General features: G+C 44.3%; 13 protein-coding genes and 1 pseudogene. 10 read left to right on the top strand and 4 right to left on the bottom strand.

Annotated features, from left to right (window positions below; translation table 11 throughout):
* Positions 1–22: 22 nt before the first annotated feature.
* Together GKS34_RS01485 and GKS34_RS01490 are read left to right on the top strand one after the other, a co-directional pair.
* Complete coding sequence (locus GKS34_RS01485) at positions 23–1,342, top strand: M23 family metallopeptidase (RefSeq protein ID WP_163383042.1); 1,320 nt, start codon at positions 23–25, stop codon at positions 1,340–1,342.
* Between the two features lie 155 nt (positions 1,343–1,497).
* A pseudogene (locus GKS34_RS01490) lies at positions 1,498–1,611 on the top strand (Uma2 family endonuclease); the annotation flags it as partial.
* 145 nt (positions 1,612–1,756) lie between these two features.
* Here GKS34_RS01490 and GKS34_RS01495 read toward each other — a convergent pair.
* Both GKS34_RS01495 and GKS34_RS01500 read right to left on the bottom strand, forming a co-directional pair.
* On the bottom strand, positions 1,757–2,368 hold the full coding sequence (locus GKS34_RS01495) for a Uma2 family endonuclease (protein ID WP_163383043.1): 612 nt from the start codon (positions 2,366–2,368) through the stop codon (positions 1,757–1,759).
* A 383-nt stretch (positions 2,369–2,751) separates the two neighbouring features.
* Entirely contained in the window at positions 2,752–3,852 is a 1,101-nt protein-coding gene (locus tag GKS34_RS01500) for an aldo/keto reductase (protein WP_163383044.1), read from the bottom strand.
* Positions 3,853–4,283: 431 nt separating this feature from the next.
* Between GKS34_RS01500 and GKS34_RS01505 the strand changes: the two genes are divergently transcribed.
* From GKS34_RS01505 to GKS34_RS01540, 8 genes are all read left to right on the top strand, one after another.
* The gene (locus GKS34_RS01505; protein ID WP_163383045.1) at positions 4,284–5,663 is read left to right on the top strand and encodes an FAD-dependent oxidoreductase; all 1,380 of its coding nucleotides are present in this window, start codon (positions 4,284–4,286) and stop codon (positions 5,661–5,663) included.
* Between the two features lie 24 nt (positions 5,664–5,687).
* Positions 5,688–6,785 (top strand): hypothetical protein, encoded by a 1,098-nt coding sequence (locus tag GKS34_RS01510; RefSeq protein ID WP_163383046.1) that lies wholly within the window; start codon positions 5,688–5,690, stop codon positions 6,783–6,785.
* 173 nt (positions 6,786–6,958) lie between these two features.
* Positions 6,959–7,165 carry a type II toxin-antitoxin system VapB family antitoxin gene (locus GKS34_RS01515; protein WP_163383047.1) on the top strand — a complete coding sequence of 69 codons (207 nt, stop codon included), beginning with the start codon at positions 6,959–6,961 and terminating at the stop codon, positions 7,163–7,165.
* Complete coding sequence (locus tag GKS34_RS23365; protein ID WP_240459151.1) at positions 7,162–7,308, top strand: PIN domain-containing protein; 147 nt, start codon at positions 7,162–7,164, stop codon at positions 7,306–7,308. The genes GKS34_RS01515 and GKS34_RS23365 overlap by 4 nt, the downstream gene beginning before the upstream one ends.
* Before the next feature lie 798 nt (positions 7,309–8,106).
* A complete protein-coding gene (locus GKS34_RS01525; RefSeq protein ID WP_163383048.1) occupies positions 8,107–9,885 on the top strand; it encodes an arylsulfatase in 1,779 nt (592 codons plus the stop codon).
* 9 nt (positions 9,886–9,894) lie between these two features.
* Positions 9,895–11,397: a hypothetical protein gene (locus GKS34_RS01530; RefSeq protein WP_163383049.1), complete on the top strand. Its 1,503-nt coding sequence runs from the start codon at positions 9,895–9,897 to the stop codon at positions 11,395–11,397.
* A 371-nt stretch (positions 11,398–11,768) separates the two neighbouring features.
* Complete coding sequence (locus GKS34_RS01535; protein ID WP_163383050.1) at positions 11,769–12,746, top strand: ThuA domain-containing protein; 978 nt, start codon at positions 11,769–11,771, stop codon at positions 12,744–12,746.
* A gap of 24 nt (positions 12,747–12,770) precedes the next feature.
* Positions 12,771–13,643, top strand: coding sequence for an alpha/beta hydrolase (locus GKS34_RS01540; protein ID WP_163383051.1), 873 nt, complete (start codon positions 12,771–12,773; stop codon positions 13,641–13,643).
* 196 nt (positions 13,644–13,839) lie between these two features.
* Here GKS34_RS01540 and araD1 read toward each other — a convergent pair whose 3' ends face one another.
* Both araD1 and GKS34_RS01550 read right to left on the bottom strand, forming a co-directional pair.
* Positions 13,840–14,802 (bottom strand): AraD1 family protein, encoded by a 963-nt coding sequence (gene araD1, locus GKS34_RS01545; protein WP_163383052.1) that lies wholly within the window; start codon positions 14,800–14,802, stop codon positions 13,840–13,842.
* A gap of 284 nt (positions 14,803–15,086) precedes the next feature.
* Positions 15,087–18,020 carry a PVC-type heme-binding CxxCH protein gene (locus GKS34_RS01550; RefSeq protein WP_163383053.1) on the bottom strand — a complete coding sequence of 978 codons (2,934 nt, stop codon included), beginning with the start codon at positions 18,018–18,020 and terminating at the stop codon, positions 15,087–15,089.
* Positions 18,021–18,131 lie beyond the last annotated feature (111 nt).

The raw sequence follows: 18,131 nt of genomic DNA on the forward strand, positions 1-18,131 counted from the left end.
CTTTGCTTTTTCTAAGGTCACCATGAAAAACTTATCCCTATATGCATTGGTGTTTTTGTCTCTCTCGTGCCAGGGGACAAAAATAGAGCAACTTTTTAGTTCTGCCAGTCCCTATGACAAATACCTGCATGACCTTAAGTCTTCGACTCTAAAAAACAATTCCTTGGTTAAGGATTGGGAAGCGGCAGGGGAGCAAGCACTGGCTGATTCCAATAGTGTGGAACTTCCCTATAAAGAGTTGACGCAGTTTGATCCAGCTGCGCCAGAGGCGGCCTCCTTCTTGTTTTCGGCTAGGGAAGGGCAGGAAATCACCATTAATTTAAAGCTTCTTTCGGATACCAGTGCTATCTGGTTTATAGATTTATTTAAGGTGAATGGAAGTGGTGACCTGGAGCAATTGAAACCTGAACGGAATGAAAATGCCAGCAGGTACCCAGTGGGATCGGAAGGGAAATTCCTGCTTCGACTACAGCCCGAGCTGCTCAAAGGAGGTTTGGTAGAACTGTCTATTAGCTATGCTTCTACCCTGAGTTTTCCCCTTTTGGAAAAGAGCTATTTAAATATTGCCAGTTTTTTCGGAGACTCAAGAGAAGGTGGAAGAAGAAAACATGAAGGGGTAGATATATTCGCTGCCAGAGGAACGCCGGTACTGGCGGTCAGCGAGGGAAGGGTCTCTCGGGTAGGCAATAATCGTTTGGGAGGAAAAACCGTAAGAGTTTCTTCAGGACGGTATTCGTATTATTACGCTCATCTCGATAGCCAGGTCGTCTCTGCAGGCAGTAAGGTAAAACCTGGTGATACCCTGGGCACGGTGGGCAATACCGGCAACGCCCGTACTACGGCACCTCACTTGCATTTTGGAATTTATGCTCCGGGTTGGAAAAGCCTGGATCCACTTCATTTTTTTCAGGATGCACCAGAATTGGCTGACCTGCCAATGGCTGATTCGGTATTTTTAAACAATTGGGGAAGGGTTAAGGGTGAGTTGGTCAATCTACGACAGGGCCCCAGCACCCGCAGTTTGGTTTTGGACAAGTTGGGAAGGCAGGAGGTATTTAGAATAGAGGGAAAAACCGCAGGTTGGTTAAGAATCCGGTTACCTGACCACCGAAAGGGCTTTTTGGCATCAAATCTGGCAGAGGATATAGAAAGCCCCCTGGATAAGCGGACACTTCAAGATTCGGATTGGTTAAAAGTAAATTGGTGGTCCTCAGAATTTCAACATCCCTCATTTTCAGGAAAGGCAGAAGTGTTCGGTAGCTTCGGGCAATTTGACCTGGTGACTGCCGCAAATGGTATCCAACTATGGGTTAAAAACCAAGCGGATCGGACTGATTTATAGGGGTTTATAATTTTATCAAAACAATTATAGTAGCTAATATAGCTTGAGGCGTTTTTTCCTTTCATGGTATCTGCCATTACCGGTTGGGATAAATTGGTAGCTTGGATTCCAAGTATTTTTTAAATATTTTCTACTATTATCCCCATATTCATTCCATGATTGCCAAAAACCGGAATACGCTCAATGAACCGAATTTGGAATATGGCTACTATTCCTATGCCGATTACCTGACGTGGCAGATGGAGGAAGTGGTGGAATTGATCAAAGGGTTTGCATTGGATTTGGAGGAGATTTTTGGAGAAATTGAATAGCTTTCAAAATCAAGGCTATTCGTTCAAGGGCAAAAGACCAACGAGTGGGTCCCGTGGAAGTGGTTACATATTCTCACGTGGATGAAAAAACTGGTAAATTAACTTATTTGATCTCAGCAAAAAATGCTTCCAGGTCCAGTTCAAATCCCGTTACGGCAGAAGACCTTGCCCTATCCCCGGAAGTCATCAGGCGGGAACTGTGGTACTTGCCTTGGATCAGGGTGTAAATTAATAGTGTCTGTCCGGCTGCATCCATCAGCCAATATTCCTTTACCCCGGATTCTTCGTAAACCTCGTATTTATGTTGGAGTTCAAGTTGCTTGTTGCCCGGGGAGAGTACTTCCACCACCAGGTCTGGCGCACCGATGCAGCCTCTATCATCCAGCTTTTCAATATCGCATATCACGCAAATATCTGGTTGTACGACGGTATGTATTTTATCGTCTTTTTTGGATTTGACTGGAAGGCGGACATCAAAAGGGGCAATATAGGCCTGGCACTTTTTGCCCTTCAAAAACAGGTTTAATTCTGTATAGAGGTCTCCAGTCAGTCGTTGATGAATCCTGTTTGGAGCTGCGGCAGCTTTTTTGAAAACTTTGCCCTTGATCAGTTCGACCATTTCTTCTATATCCCAGGACAGGTAATCTGCATAGGTATACCGCCCATAACTTAAATCCGGTTGTTTTACATAAGGTTTGGCTTTTTCTTTTTCCATAGCTGAATATAGCAAATTGGAAGCAATTTTTTCCATGGATCAAAAAAATCCAGCTTACAGTTGCTGGTCTAAATGTTTTAAATAATTATATGTATTTTTAATTTCCCCAATCGGAGGGACCATCACCCGTCCAGGAATTGTATGAAATCTGTTCTAAAGAGGGGAAGCAGGTAAAGCAGGCAAGCTGTATTTTCCTTATTGGAGATTATATCCTGTTTTATTGGCTTCGATTTATTTTTTTCTGATGGAAATCCCTTGCCAATGGCCACCAATCAACACGGTCATTATGAAGCCATCACAGGAGGCCCTGATTTTATGCATGCCCTTTTGCAATTATACCATCAGTATTAAAATTTCCCAACCCTAAATAAAAAATATCGGAATCACTGCGGCCAGGGCGCTTTTTCCGAAATCAAATTCATCTCCACCAGCTCCTCCCAAAATGCCTGTGGAATTTTAACTTTCATGGCTTCCACATTCGCCTTGGCCTGATCGGGATACCGTGTCCCGGGAATGACTGCCGATACTACATCAGGGGCGGCAGAGAACTGCAAGGCGGCAGAGATCAGGTCTATCCCATGCCGTTTGGCAATTTCGGTCATGTGACGCCTTTTCTCCTTAAATCCTTCCGGCATCTCTCCCCAGTAATTGTACCGATCTATGCCAGCCAGGAAGCCGGCATTCAAAGGAGCACCTACCACGATGTCCACTCCATTCTCCGAACATGCCGGAAACAAACGCTCCAGGGCATCTTCATGATACATGAGCGAGTATTGGGTCGCAGAAAGGCAAACATCCGGATCGGCCACTTTGAGGGTTTCCAGTATGGGTTCTATGCGATTGACTCCCAGGCCCCAGCCTTTGATCAAACCTTCTTCCCGCATTTTCGTCAGCTCGGGCATGGCCCCTGCGGCGGCTACTTTGAAGTGCTCTTTCCAATCGATGTCTCCATTTTCAGGGGAGAGGTCATGGATAAAGACGATGTCAATGCTGTTAATGCCCAGCCGCTGCAGGCTGTCTTCTACGGACCTGCGCACACCGGAAGCACTGTAGTCGTATTCGTAGTCAAAGGGCGAGGCATCTTTCCAGGAATTGTTTCCGGGTGCCTTCCTTGCGGCTTTTAATAGCCTGCCTACTTTAGTGGCCAGTGTATAATCTTCCCGGTTTTGGTTGTGAAGGAAACGTCCAAACCGCCTTTCGCTTAGTCCCAGTCCATACCAGGGGGAGGTATCAAAAAACCGTACTCCGGCTTCCCAGGCACCTTCCAGTGCCAGCTGGGCCTGTTCATCGGTGGTAGGTCTGAAACCATTGCCTATGGCTACTCCTCCAAGGCCAAAGTTGGCCGGAAGGGTGACTTTGTCAAATTTTGTTTTTGAATTCATAGCTGCTGTCGTGTTAAAATGATATCCGGGTAAAATGGAAGCTATACCCGTGAAAGCTCCCAATTGCAGGGATTTATGGATAAAATTTCTTCTACTGTTCATAAGGGATGGTATAAAATTCGGCAATCCACCGGAATTTTTAATCAGTGGATCCTATTTGAACCCAATACCGGTAGATTGGATCTATTTATTTCAGTTTTTACAGAAATCCGACTACATTTTATTGTAATTATCAGCTTAAAATTACCAGATTTTTGCTCGAAAGGCAACTTAATCCATTCAATTGCCCGCTAATTCACGTTGCTTCCTGTTAGGTAATCGTCTCATTTGAGTGGCTATTGGACAAGATGATTATGGAGATGGATAAAAACAGGCTTTATTTTTAAGAAGGGGAAAACCTTCTGGTAGTCAAAAGCTTTTGTCCAAAAAGCAGCTAATTCTTTTTATATTCACAGATTAATCCCTATTAATTTTCAGCCCTGCCAGGTTTTCAAAACCTGGCAGGGCTTTCAAGCTATGCAAATCAATAGAAGATGAAAAGAAGAGAAATGATTGCCAGGATGGGTGCGATATCCGTAGGACTGACCGCCCCGCAGCTTACAAAAGGGGATGTTCTGGCAGCACCCTATACCATCAAAAAGCAAAAAATTGAAACAGATATTTTAATTGTCGGAGGGGGTACCGCTGGCGTAATTGCCGCCATTCAGGCGGGTAGGGCAGGGGCCAAAACCACCCTGATTGAAAGTGGCAGCCAATTGGGAGGGACAACTACCACCGGAGGGGTATCCTTTCCCGGGATATTCCATGCCTGGGGAAAGCAGATTATCGGAGGAATAGGATGGGAGCTTGTGATGGAAGCGGTAAAACTTAACGATGATATTCTCCCCAATTTCTCCATCATTCCCAATAATGATACCATTCGTCATTGGAGGCACCAGGTAACGGTCAATAAAGCACTTTATGCCTTGCTGGCGGAGGAAAAGTGCAGGGAGGCAGGTGTTGCGATTCATTACTATGAGACTCCAACGGAAATCACCTTTAATAGCGGAAAATGGACAGTTAAAACGGTAGGTAAGGGAGTAGCCCATGAAATAATCTGTGATCAGATCATCGATTGTTCCGGTAATGCTGCTGCTGCTTCGATAGCTGGATTTGACTTGTTGAGAGAGAAGGATACGCAACCAGGGTCGTTTATCTTTCGGATTGGAGGCTATGATTTTGAATCACTGGACCTTTCTAAAATTCCACAGGAATACCATGGCCGACTTCGGCAGAATATGCTCATCAACGATGAAGTGAAGGTGGAGTCTTCGGTGAATAATTTTCCTCCTACTGTACCCTATAATTATGTATATGTCCATGGTGCTGATTCTTCGACTGCAACCCTTCATACAAAAGCCAACATGGAGGGCAGAGCCTCCCTATTGAACCTGATCAGGAAATTGCGAACTTTTCCGGGATGCGAAAAATTAAAATTAATGGATGCGCAGACAGAAACAGCCGTTCGGGAAACCTACCGTATTGACGGACTTTATAAAGTCACTCATGAAGATTACGTTTCAGGGAAGGTATTTTCCGACTCCTTGTCTTATTCTTTTTATCCGATTGATTTGCATAGAAATGGAGAATCCATCTACCAGGAATTTTTAAAAGAGGACATTGTTGCCACAATACCACTTAGAGCTTTAATACCTAAGAATAGTCAGAATTTCCTGGTGGCTGGGCGTTGCCTGAGTAGTGATCGACTGGCTAATTCCGCGCTAAGGGTACAGGCATCCTGCATGGGAATGGGACAGGCAGCGGCCGCAGCAGCCGTTTTGGCCATTAAACACCAGGTTACTCCGGCTGAAGTTCCTCTCGGTGAGTTGAAAAATATGCTAAAAGAACATGGAGGGATCGTACCGGAAGCTTAGGTAGGTTATTCAAATAATAGATAAATGATCAATTGGATCAAGAGCGTTTTGGTTGGGATTTCAATAATCCTTTTTTCTTTAGAATATGGAGAGGGTATCCGATATTTTCAACCTTCCACCATACCTGTCGCCGATTCCACGGAGGTTATCACCGTATCCATTAAAGATTCACCAGAAGGGGAGGAGATTTTTCAGGCAAAGACATCTAGTGGTACGCCACTGCATTATTTCATGGAACTTCATACAGGAGTTTGCTTTGATAACAAGTGCAGGCCCCTGAAAATTGTCGTATACTGGAACATAACAGGAAGGTACCTGGGTTTTGAGCTGCTTGATGGAGAGTTCCTTAGTAAATATGACCACGAACCGTTTACTCAAAAAGAGTACGAGCAATTGCATGACCTGCTGGCTGATCCATTCCTTCCGTTGGGAAACTATGCTTTTGAAGATTTAGTAAAAAATCCTGATCAGGCCAATAATTCAGTAGATGGGGTATCAGGTGCTACGGCTAAGGATGTGCTGGAATATGTGGTACCCGGAGCTGCCTATACTACCCATAAATTATGGCATGTGGTCCATGGTCCTGTACAGCAGCAGGTCATGGAGCTGACAGAAAAGCAACTTGATCCGAATTTGTTTACCGAAATCCTAAAAAGTCCAGATCAAAGTGACAGAACCTGGGCATTGGAACGGCTTGACTTACTGCCGGAATTAAATGATTTGCTGATAGATGAATTAATTAAAATCTTACTTGAAGATGAATATTTCCAGTCCTACCTGTTATTGAAATCACTTACTATTGAACAGCTGGAATCGGATGATTTCCAACTTCAGCTTTTCAAACTTATCGGTAAGGTAGACCATGGCATAGAAAACCTGATTATTGATCAATTGGAAGAAGCAGCCCATTTAAATCCGGAAGTGGTGGATCATTCAATAGCGAATCTTGGCCAGATGAATGGTCCACAGCTGGTAAATTTACTGAAGTTATATTCAGATCATGGGATTAATTCAGCCAAACTAAATGAAGCACTGGGTGGAATGATACCCCATGAAAACAGTTTTGTGGAGCGTCAGGTATTACAGTTTCTGGAGAAAGATGACAGCAGTCCTGATCAATAAAGGGATCCCTGTTGTATAGGGGAGACCGTTGGCTTTTTCTATTGTTGGAGTTAAATCGCGTACAGCTCCACCAATTCAAGTAAAATCCTGTGGGTCCAGTTTGTTTAGAATTTGGCTTTTAACAATAGGTAATAATACGATACTTTATCGTATATACGTAAAAAGTTTTTTTTATGAAAGTTACCGCCATTATTCCAGACGAGTTGATCGCCGAGGCGATGGATTTGTCCAAGTCAAAAACGATTACAGAAACCCTTAAAATCGCTTTAATTTCTTACAATAGGTCCCAGAAAATCAAGCAACTTGGAGTTGCTGTATTAAATGAACCTTTGGCGTTTAAATATTCCGCACAGGAAATGCGAGACCTGAACCGAGAATGAAAGGGGTGGTGTTCGATACTTCCACCTGGATTGAATACCTGAGAGGGAATCCCAATTTTTTCAATACCTGTCAGGAACTTCTTGAGAATGGCAGGGTTTTCAGTCTTGAGCTGATTTTTGCCGAACTATTGCAGGGTGCTTAAGGGAAAAGAGAAGTAAATGTCATCCTGGAATATGTCTCTTTGGTTCCCGCTCTGGATGAACTGTATTTGATTTTAGCATCAGGTTTACTTTCATACAACTCCGATTTTGTTCACCATGGAGTGGGAATTATTGATGCGGTAATTGTTAACGCAGTAAAAAAAAATGAGCTCCAACTTTGGACTATAGACAAAAAATTGAAGAGCATTCTGGGGTATGATTTTTTGTTTTATACCTAAAACTATATTACGATTAGGATCGAAATGGATTGGTTGCAATTGGGTTTTTATAAGTTTAAGGGCAGTAGTACACTTGCTTCTTTTGCTCTTTGTACTTGACTAAACTGATCTGCTTTAATCAGACGTATTCCATGAAAAATGGCTAGCTTTTTTTGAGCGGCTTTCTTTATTGCCTACTTTTCTTAAAGGCTCGTTTGCTGGTCCGCCAATCTCCTGAATGGCCATAGTGACTGGTCTAATGCCTTCTTATACGGGAATTTGAAGCTTTATTCAGAACAACCAAATCAAGGAAACCATCAAATAGTACAACATGGCTGGGACAGAAAAATAGGCCCCTATCAAATCGCACCCATAGAAAGCTAAGCAAATCATATATTTGACATAATGAAAGAGCACCTAAAGGCCTGATATTGGAACAATCACTAGTGGATTAAATTATTCTCCCTATTTTTGGTTTATGTCGGTTGATAGATATGCTATTAAATTGCAACCTTGTTCTAATCTATGCCATTAGTATTGGGTAAGGTATTTATCAACCATTAATAAATTAAAAGAATTAACATGCCGGGAAAAAAAATAATTATAGCGTTTCTTTTCATTGGATTAGTTATCCGTTGTCATTCTCCGGCATCAGAGTATTCTACTAATGGTCAATCTGAGAGGGGCACAAGTAATCTTCAAAGTGCTAGGCCTAATATCATCGTCATTTTGGCGGATGATATGGGTTTTTCAGATCTGGGTTCATACGGAGGTGAAATAGCTACACCGGAATTGGACTCATTGGCTAATAACGGGCTTCGTTTTTCTCAGTTCTACAATACTGCCCGTTGCTGTCCTACCCGGGCTTCGTTGCTTACCGGTTTATATCCATCCCAAACAGGCATGGGGTTTATGACTGAAGACGAAAATTTGCCTGGTTACAGAGGTGAGATTGGTAGTCAGTGTGTAACCATGGCTGAAATGCTTCAACCGGCAGGCTACCGGACCTACATGTCGGGTAAATGGCACGTGGCCCGAAACCTGAAGGATATTGATTCGCTTAAGTATAATTGGCCCTTGCAAAGGGGATTTGATAAGTTTTACGGTACCATCATCGGAGCAGGAAGTTTATGGGATCCCTGGACATTAACTCGGAACAATACGTTTATTACACCATTTAATGATCCAGAGTATTCCCCGGAACAAAAGTGGTATTATACAGATGCCATTAGTGACAATGCCACGAAATACATAGAAGAACATACCTGGGAATCGGAGGAAGATCCGTTTTTTATGTATGTTGCCTACACCTCTCCACACTGGCCACTACACGCCCCAGAGGATGAAATTGCGTTGCAAAAAGGAAATTATGATCAGGGAATGGCAACAATTAGAGAGAAAAGGTATGAGCGTTTGAAATCAATGGGAATGATTGATGAAAACTGGCCACTCTCAGAGCCGGTAGCAGCCTGGGATACCCTACAAAACCAGGATTGGCACGCCCGCAATATGGAAGTTTATGCAGCCATGATTACCAGAATGGATAAGGGTATAGGTAAAATTGTGGATAAATTAAAGGAAAAAGGGATGTTGGATAATACACTGATTCTTTTTTTGCAGGACAATGGTGGCTGTGCTGAAACGTTGAATTGGGTACAGGCTACTAATGAAAATAATGAACTTTCTGATTTGCGAGCTTATCCTCCGATGGGCTCCGATGAATTGCAGACGCAGATGTTTCCTAAACAAAACAGGGAAGGTTTTCCGGTGGTCGTCATGGGCAAAAACGTGATGGCCGGCAGCGATCAGACGTACCATGCATACGGGCCTGTCTGGGCCAATGTATCCAACACCCCCTTTCGGGAATTCAAGCATTGGGTGAATGAAGGCGGCGTCGCAACTCCATTAATTGCCCATTGGCCTGCTGTAATAAGAGACAGGGGTCAGATTCGGCATCAGCCCGGTCATTTAATTGATATAATGGCTACCGTAGTGGATATAACTGGAGCTACCTACCCCTCGGAATTCAAGGGAAATGCTATAGTTCCTATGGAGGGCAAGAGTCTTAAAGGCGTGTTTGCGAATAATGAGGCCATTGAAAGGGAAGCTATTTATTTTGAGCATGAGGGCAATCGCGGGCTAAGAAAAGGAAAATGGAAGCTAGTTTCAAAAGCATATGACAATTCAGGGCATTTTAGGAAAGTGAATACGCTGGCTTCGGATCAATGGGAGCTTTATGATATGGAAAAAGACAGAACCGAAACGATGGATTTAGCCCAAAAACATCCGGATAGGGTAAGGGAACTTTCTGATTTATGGCAGCAGTGGGCAAAAAGAACCAACGCGATTCCCAAACAATAACGTGTTTACATGAATATGATTAAAAGAACAATTGATTTAAAGCGAGTTTACATTTTACTTATGGGGATGTTAACCGTGAGTTTTTATGCCTCAGCTTCAGGTTTTGAAAGGGAAAAAGATCGACTATTGGAAATAGTGAAGGCTTATGCCGATGCGATGATAGAAAAGGGCCGAGACAGCTACGGCGATGCGCATTCGCCCCTATTTGCGGCTGCACTTGACAGGTCTGGGATGAATTTAGGTTCAGCAGAAAGTTTCGGCAAAATTTCAGGAGTACGGGATAGTGACAGGTCATTGGGAGGGGCAAACCCACAAGAGCATCGGTCTCTTTATGCTATTCTGTATCAATTGACCAGCTTGACGGGTGAAGAGAAATATGCCGAAGAAGCAGACCAGGCATTGAAATACTTCTTTACTAATTGCCAAAGTCCGGAAACTGGATTGATGGCTTGGGGAGAGCACCTGTACTGGGATTTTCGCAGTGAATCATGTGGGGGAATAGACATTCATGAGATTAATGGAGAATGGCCATTCTGGGATCAATGTTATGAAATGGCTCCTGAAGCTAGTTGGCGTTTTGCATTGGGTTTATGGGATAATCAAATCGACAGCAAAAAAACAGGTGATTTTTCCAGGCATGCCCGTTGGTCAACCCGTGAAACGTATCAGGGATTTGAATTTCCCCGATATGCCGGACAAATGATCTTAACATGGACCGATGCTTATGTTCGAACGGATAACCTGCAAAAAAAGAGAAGGAGTGATTTGACAAAGGCGATTTCTACCGTTCTGGGTCGGATGGAAGCCAATATGAAAATAGCTGAATCGGGTTACCTGATAGCTGGAAGAGCAGAACAAGGTGATCATATTAACGTCGTATGGTTGAATAACAACCTTGAGATGGCAAGGTGTCTTTGGAAGGCGGCCGATCAGATCGCGGGGGTTGATAAACAACTGGCTGGCAGAATGGAGAATTTGGCGATGAAACAGGATTTGGATTTCCATCGGACAAAGCATCCCATTATTGAAGGAGGTGGCTTTACAGTAACATTAGACGCAAAAACCGGAGAGCCTCGCCAACGGGATATGAATAATCCGTATACTGCCGTTTGGGCAACTGGATACGGTTATTCCACGCATTCGGATTTGGCCAATTTATTGTTTGCCAGGTATCAACAACTCAAACAAAGCCACCCGCAACTGGCAGATCAGTATAAAAAATTAATTATTTCGTCTGCCGAGCAGTATCTGTTGGCATCCCCGGAGCAAGATCAACTACAAAAACCTGATGCCTTTGCCAATGTGGTAAAACACATGATTAACTCCTATGAATTGACAGGAGAGGAGAAATTTCTTAGACGTGCGGAATACTTTGCACAGATAGGAATTGATTTATTTCTTACTGATGGAAATCCATTACCGATGGCGACCAATCAACATGATCATTATGAGGCCATAACTGGTGGTCCTGAATTTATGTACGCCCTATTGCAATTAGCTACTCAATACTGATGTCAACTGCAGCCATCCCAATGCAGTTCCTTCAGAATGGGCATCCTTGCCGGATTAAGGCTTTCTACTTTAAGAATGAAGGATTTTATTGATCAAAACCAGAGTAAAGGTTCCCAAGATCCCGCTCAAGAAGCTGGTATTCTAAAGGGGAGGAGATGGGAAGTCTTAATTTTGTAAAACCTTTAGAACCAAAAAATCGATCAAAAATCGTATATTCACTATCCAACCTGACTCAGGTTTTATCCAAATTCATAAAAGTTTCCAAGAGAGATTATTTATTTTACGAGGCGGAGCTCCTGGATATTAGTTTTTTCTTTACCAAGATTCTGTAAATCAATAAATTACTATTTAAAGGCTAACCCATTAACCAAATGAACCCATTCATTAATAGTTACTCAAAACGGTCTATCTGGCATAATGGGTACCGCTTGTTGTTTTTTCTGAATGTATTTTTAATAATCAAACCCGTTTCCCAAGCGCAGGAAGCCGAAAGCATATCGGTTTTAATCGTAGATGGATTTAGCAACCACGATTGGCAGCAGACCTCAGCCGTCACCCAATGGATTTTGGAAGAAAGCGGACGGTTTAAAGTCGATATCAGTACGGTTCCGCAAGACAGTATAGCAAGGCAGTCATGGCTACCGGCATTTGACCAATATGCCGTGATCATACAAAACACAAATAACATCCATGATTCCAGTATAAAGTGGCCCCAAAAAGCAGAAAAAGCATTGGAAAAATATGTGAGTGATGGAGGCGGATTGTATATCCTTCATTCCGCTAACAATGCATTTTCTCATTGGGAGGCTTACGACGAAATGATAGGATTGGGATGGCGGTCAAAATCTGCCGGCAGTTCACTGGAAATTGGTCCAGAGGGAAACCTTATCCACTACCCACCGGGAGAAGGGCAAGGCACCGGCCATGGTGACCGGTTTAACGCTGTGATTCAACTTTTAAACAGACACCCAATCAATCGGGATTTTCCCGATGCCTGGCAGACGGTAAATACCGAAGTGTATTACTTTCCGCGCGGGGATGCAAAAAACCTTGAGGTTTTGTCTTATGCTTATGACAGCACCAGTACCCAGAAAAATTGGCCCGTAGAATGGGTGGTAGACTTTGGAAAAGGCAAGGTATACAATTCCAGCTTGGGTCACCTTTGGGAGGGGGAAACGTATCCGCCGGCCTACCGCTGTGCAGGATATCAAACCACGGTGGTACGGGTGACTGAATGGCTGGCAACCGGCAAGGTGAGTTTTCCTATTCCTCCGGATTTCCCAACAGCCAATACTCCAAGCCTTAGACCTGCGGAGGATTTCCTACAAAGAAAAACAAAATCTCGTTAGACCTAAATGGGCAACTAATCCCTGATGAAGAATCTTTTATTTTCCTTATTCAGTTTGTTGTTGTGTAACGGCATATATGCGCAGGATTTTGAAATACAGCCTACAGCCAACTTTGATCAGGCAAGAACTGGAATTCCCACGGGGAAAATAGATACCATACATTATGCCTCAAAAACGGTGGATACCGTCCGCAGGGCTTTCGTCTATTTGCCCCCAGGTTATTCCGAAACAAAGGAATACCCTGTATTATACCTATTGCACGGCATTGGAGGAGATGAGGAAGAGTGGCTAAGAGGAGGGAGTACTCATGTTATTTTGGATAACCTCTATGCCGATGGAAAAATAGAACCTATGATTGTAGTATTGCCCAACGGCCGGGCAATGAAGGATGATCGTGCCGCAGGAAATGTGATGGCCCCTGATAAAGTAGAGGCCTTTGCCATTTTTGATAAAGACCTGTTGAATGATCTCATTCCTTATATAGAAGAAAATTACCAGGTTAAAAAAGACCGGGAGAGTAGGGCCATTGCCGGTTTGTCCATGGGAGGAGGTCAATCTCTTAATTTTGGCCTTGGTAATCTGGATACTTTTGCCTGGGTAGGTGGTTTTTCCTCTGCTCCCAATACCAAGGCACCGGAAGCGTTGATTCCCGACCCGGAGGCAGTAAAGGACCGATTAAAAGTGTTGTGGCTTTCCTGCGGAGATGAAGACCGGCTGCTCCGCTTCAGCGAACGCACCCATGAATACCTCGAACAGCATGGGGTTCCCCATATTTATTATATCGAACCGGGTGGACATGATTTTAAAGTATGGAAAAGCGGGCTCTACCTTTTTTCTCAATTGCTCTTTCAACCAGTCGACCCATCGGTTTTTGGAAGTTATGAGGTTTCAAACTGATTTAGTTTTAAGTAAGGAAGGTATCTTAACAAATAAACTCTTTCAAGTTTCCTTTCAACCTGTCGCCTGCGATGCCAGAGCTTGTCGAGGGCCAATCCCATCAATCCCTCTCAACCCAGCACCTGTAGCGCATGAGCATATCGAAGGCCAATCTCCCCTCAATCTCCTCCAATCTCATTCAATCTAATTCAATCCCCTACAACTGCTTCAACGGATTGACCAAAGGCTTTCCAAATTCCGGAATGGCTATTTCAAAACGGTCCCCATCCTGCACCTCTATGCCATCGGCAAAGCTGGCCACGGCGGTGCCAAAATAATGGACATGCACATCGCCTGGCTGTCTGAAAAGCTCGTATTTGAAATGGTGGTATTCCAGATTGGCAATATTATGACTCATATTGGCATTTCCCGTTAGAAAATCCTTTTGCCAAACCACTTTACCTTTTCTTATTATAGAACTGTGTCCCTGCAAGTGATCCGGGAGTTCGCTAATAAGCAGTTCTGGACCATAAGCACTGGCCCGGAGTTTGGAATGAGCCAGGTAGAGATAATTTATTTTTTCCATCTTATGATCCGAAAACTCATTTCCTATGGCAAAACCTACCCGAAAAGGATCCCCATCGGGATCGATGACGTAAAGTCCAGCCAGTTCGGGTTCCTCTCCTGCATCCAGTGCAAATGGTGGGGATACCAAGGGATGACCAGATGGGACTACACAAAGCCCATTTCCTTTGTAAAACCACTCGGGCTGTACTCCAGGCTCGTTATTGTTCATTTTGCCCCCATCCAGTCCCATCTGAAACATCTTCATGGAATCCGTTAGCTCATCGGGATCACTGTTTTCAAATTTCTGGTGCATTTTGTCCCGGGAGGCAGCTGATCCCAGATGGGTAAGCCCGGTTCCTGTTATCCAGGATCGGTAGGGGTCGGGATGCGTCAGTGGCAGTAAAATCTGGTTAGAGGCGATGAGGGGCTCATAAGCCACGGTTTTCGTACTCAAAAGATCCTCAATCAGTGTGGTAAGGAATTTTCCCGTTTCGAACACCTTTTGAGCCAGCTCATAGCTGTTGGTTACTTCCTTAAGTAGCCGGAGTTTGTTCCCTTCCACCATGCCTACCTGAGTGGAGTTGTCGGTATGCTTGAATTGTACAATTCTCATAGAATTCGTTTAAGAAAACCAAAATTTACCACAATCAACGGAAATAAAAGGTTAAATTTATTTTTTCCTATATACTATCGCCTTGCAGATTTTAGCTACTTTTTTGCTTCTGATCCGGTGCTCGGGACATGCTCCGCAGCAAAAAGTAGCAACGATTTGTAATGACCAGTTGCCAAGGTAAGACGAAACAAGGTCACCATTCTTTATAAATAGAATTTAAACGCTATGGCATAAGCATTTTTAGCCTTTTTTACTTTAAGAAGTAAAAGAAATGGATCTAGCCACTATTCTGAATTCAGCTCCGTCAAGTAAGCCGTAAGGTGCGCCACATCAGCTTCGTTCATGTCCAATTCAACAGGTTCCGGCATGATGCTGCGGGAAAACCGTTCCCGGGAAGCGATATCTTCTGCTTTGATGTTGTAAACCTCGTTTTGCATGCCTTCTAATACGACAATAGGTCCATCAGCCTGAAGAAAACCGGAAGCGACTGTTCCATCCTTTAGGGTGATCAACCACATTTCATAGCCAAAAGCAACCCCTGCACTTGGATTGGTGATCGCATCCAACAAACCTTCCTGATCCAGTTTGGCTCCGATCATGCTGAGATCAGGGCCGATATTCCGGCCTTCATCACCTATACGGTGGCAGGTGGCGCATTTGCCTTGATAAACCAGCTTTCCTTTGGCAGGGTCGCCTTCAAGGGCTGTAATTTCCGACACGGAAAGTGGGGCAGGTTTGGAAGGGTGCGTGAAATAGTCTCCTGCCAACACGCGGGTGGCTTGTTCCGGGTTTTGGAAAATTACGCCACTGACCTCGGCCATTAAGTCTTCCGAAAGGGCTTCCTTTTCCGCGAGCGCAAGCAGCATTTGACCACCAATTCGATCAGCTGCCATTGTTTTCGCAGCTTTGATTTTTTCTTGTTTTGGAACAGTGTTATTTTCCAGGATAGATTTTAATTCTAGCATGTCTTCCTGAATTTGGGGGCTGATGTTGGCTTCCAGCTCGGGAATTTCCATGGCAAATGCATTCCATTCATTGTTTCTTCGGTAACGCAACCACCACAAAGCGCGGTCTTTCGCCCCCATCAGTTCAGAAGCGGCGATTTCCTGCATGGCATTGACAGCCTCCTGATCATGGATAAATCCCAGTGCGGCTATCGCTTGTTGGCGCTCGGCAGCCGACAATTCTGGAGAAAGGGCCCTCTCTTTCAAACTTTCGATGGCCTGATTTGGATGCAGCCGCCATACCAAGTCTGCATATCCGGGTTTCCAGGTAAGGGGATCCGCTCCAAGTTCTTGCTGCAATACCGGGAAGATAGCTTCTTCTTTTCCATCCATAGCCAAGCCCAAAGCCTCTACATAGTACCGGTCTTCCCCTTCATGCTGGGAGGCCAATGCTACCAGGATTTCTTCTACGTCATTTTGTGGCATATCCCGAAGGGCCACCGCTACTTCCCGGCGAACCGCCGGAGAGGAATCGGTACTCAACTGACGGGCATAAGGTAAAAAATCGGATGCAGTTTGCCTCAAAGCACGGAAAGCAGTTAGCCTAATATTTGGATTGTCAGCGTCCAATTGGCTTTCTACGGCTGCCATTCCTTCCGAACCCATATTAGCGAGCAGCCAGATGGCACGTGCCTTATGGTAGGGATTTTCATCCTTCAAAATTTCCTTGACGGCGTCCAATGCCTCCTCTCCCTTTTCAGCCAATAAGGCAAAACCTGCATTCCGCACATTAACGGCAGGATTTAAAAGTGCTTGTATCTGTCCCTGAGTGGTGCTAAGGTCTATTTCAGGTTTTGGTAAATTTTTACCCTTCGGCGTAATCCGATAAATCCGGCCATAACCCGTACTATCAATCATACGGTGTCCACCGACCATTCCGTCGTACCAATCGGCAACATATATGGCACCATCCGTTCCCACCACCACATCACTAGGGCGAAACCATTTGGATTTGTCTTCATCGGTGGCCCGGCTTTTGGCTTCTTCCACCTCCTCTTCCCTGAGGGAAGTGATCAGATTGTGGCGCTTTAAGTTAAATCCGGCACCCATTGTCTCTGGCTTGTAAGCCAAAATCACATTTCGGCCGGCTTCACCCGCGAGCAAAGTTCCCCGGTATTTTTCTCCCATTAAATCGCTTTCGTAAAAGGTGAGTCCAGTAGGAGAGCCAGCTCCCGTACTGTCTCCCATTGGGATTACTCCCGGATCATCCTGATGCCAGTGAGCCCGTACCGTAGACTGGCCGGGACGGCGATCCGCCTGCCATTTTCTGGATCCGTCTGGATTGAAATACCCCATATTTCCGCCTTCCATTAGCCAGGAAACACGTACTCCTTTATTGCCATCATCGTCGTTATCATTTTGCCATAAATTACCATACGAATCCAACGCCAATTCATAGGAATTTCGAAAGTTGTGGCCCAGCACTTTCATTCCGGTACCGTCTGGATTGATCCGTAAAGCAATTCCGCCAACCCACATTTTCCCATCATCGCTGACCATTCCCGGTTCGTTATCGCGCATGTGGGGAGAGCCGCCATTATACAAACTTCCCGATCGTAGCGTCCAGCCACTTTTATCGGTGACAATATGGGGCCCGGCATTACCCGCATTAAAGTAATACTTGCCATCGGGCCCGGCGACCACCGCATGCAGCCCATGATCATGGTCAAACCCACCAAAACCAGTCAAAAACACTTCTTTATTATCGGGTTTATCATCTCCATTTTCGTCCGTATAAATGATGACGGAGGGCCCGCTCGAAACGATAACCTTATTGCCAATTACCGAAATTCCGAGTGGAGCCGTCAGGTCACTGTCTTGAACAAAAACCTTTGAAGTATTCGCTTTACCATCTCCGTCCGTGTCTTCCAGGATCACCACCCGATCCCCCTCTTCATGGTGTTTAAATTTTTCGGGGTCATTCCGGAATAATCGGTAGTTAAGAGCTTCAGTAACCCAAATTCTACCTTTTATATCCACGTCCATATTGGTGGGGTTAAAAAATTGGGGTGATTCGGCCCATAAGGTGGCTTCCAGATCATCTGGTAAATAAAGCTGGGTGCTGTCAGAATAATATTTTTCACCTAGTGAAAAAGGTGCTTCCTGAACTTCCTTTTTACAACTGATGGTGAACAACAACACGACAAGAATGGTCATTCCAAAAAATGCTTTTTGGAAGGGTGTTGTGCTCAACTTAAGTAAATTGTTAGGCATGATGGGCGAAATTTAATTGACCGGATGAAGGCGTAAATACAATGATTCGTTTACAATTGACTTTAAAAGTAACAAAAAATGATAGTAAAGGAAAACATTGTTTTCTGGACA

The organism is Cyclobacterium jeungdonense, assembly GCF_010994275.1.
Lineage (GTDB): Bacteria > Bacteroidota > Bacteroidia > Cytophagales > Cyclobacteriaceae > Cyclobacterium > Cyclobacterium jeungdonense.

Excerpts from the sequence above, each read along its gene's own strand:
- GKS34_RS01515 (WP_163383047.1), top strand. The coding sequence starts at position 6,959 with ATGAAAGTTACCGCCATTATTCCAGACGAGTTGATCGCCGAGGCGATG.
- araD1 (WP_163383052.1), bottom strand. The coding sequence starts at position 14,802 with ATGAGAATTGTACAATTCAAGCATACCGACAACTCCACTCAGGTAGGC.
- GKS34_RS01530 (WP_163383049.1), top strand. The coding sequence starts at position 9,895 with ATGAATATGATTAAAAGAACAATTGATTTAAAGCGAGTTTACATTTTA.
- GKS34_RS23365 (WP_240459151.1), top strand. The coding sequence starts at position 7,162 with ATGAAAGGGGTGGTGTTCGATACTTCCACCTGGATTGAATACCTGAGA.
- GKS34_RS01485 (WP_163383042.1), top strand. The coding sequence starts at position 23 with ATGAAAAACTTATCCCTATATGCATTGGTGTTTTTGTCTCTCTCGTGC.
- GKS34_RS01550 (WP_163383053.1), bottom strand. The coding sequence starts at position 18,020 with ATGCCTAACAATTTACTTAAGTTGAGCACAACACCCTTCCAAAAAGCA.
- GKS34_RS01505 (WP_163383045.1), top strand. The coding sequence starts at position 4,284 with ATGAAAAGAAGAGAAATGATTGCCAGGATGGGTGCGATATCCGTAGGA.
- GKS34_RS01540 (WP_163383051.1), top strand. The coding sequence starts at position 12,771 with ATGAAGAATCTTTTATTTTCCTTATTCAGTTTGTTGTTGTGTAACGGC.
- GKS34_RS01525 (WP_163383048.1), top strand. The coding sequence starts at position 8,107 with ATGCCGGGAAAAAAAATAATTATAGCGTTTCTTTTCATTGGATTAGTT.
- GKS34_RS01535 (WP_163383050.1), top strand. The coding sequence starts at position 11,769 with ATGAACCCATTCATTAATAGTTACTCAAAACGGTCTATCTGGCATAAT.
- GKS34_RS01500 (WP_163383044.1), bottom strand. The coding sequence starts at position 3,852 with ATGAACAGTAGAAGAAATTTTATCCATAAATCCCTGCAATTGGGAGCT.
- GKS34_RS01495 (WP_163383043.1), bottom strand. The coding sequence starts at position 2,368 with ATGGAAAAAGAAAAAGCCAAACCTTATGTAAAACAACCGGATTTAAGT.
- GKS34_RS01510 (WP_163383046.1), top strand. The coding sequence starts at position 5,688 with ATGATCAATTGGATCAAGAGCGTTTTGGTTGGGATTTCAATAATCCTT.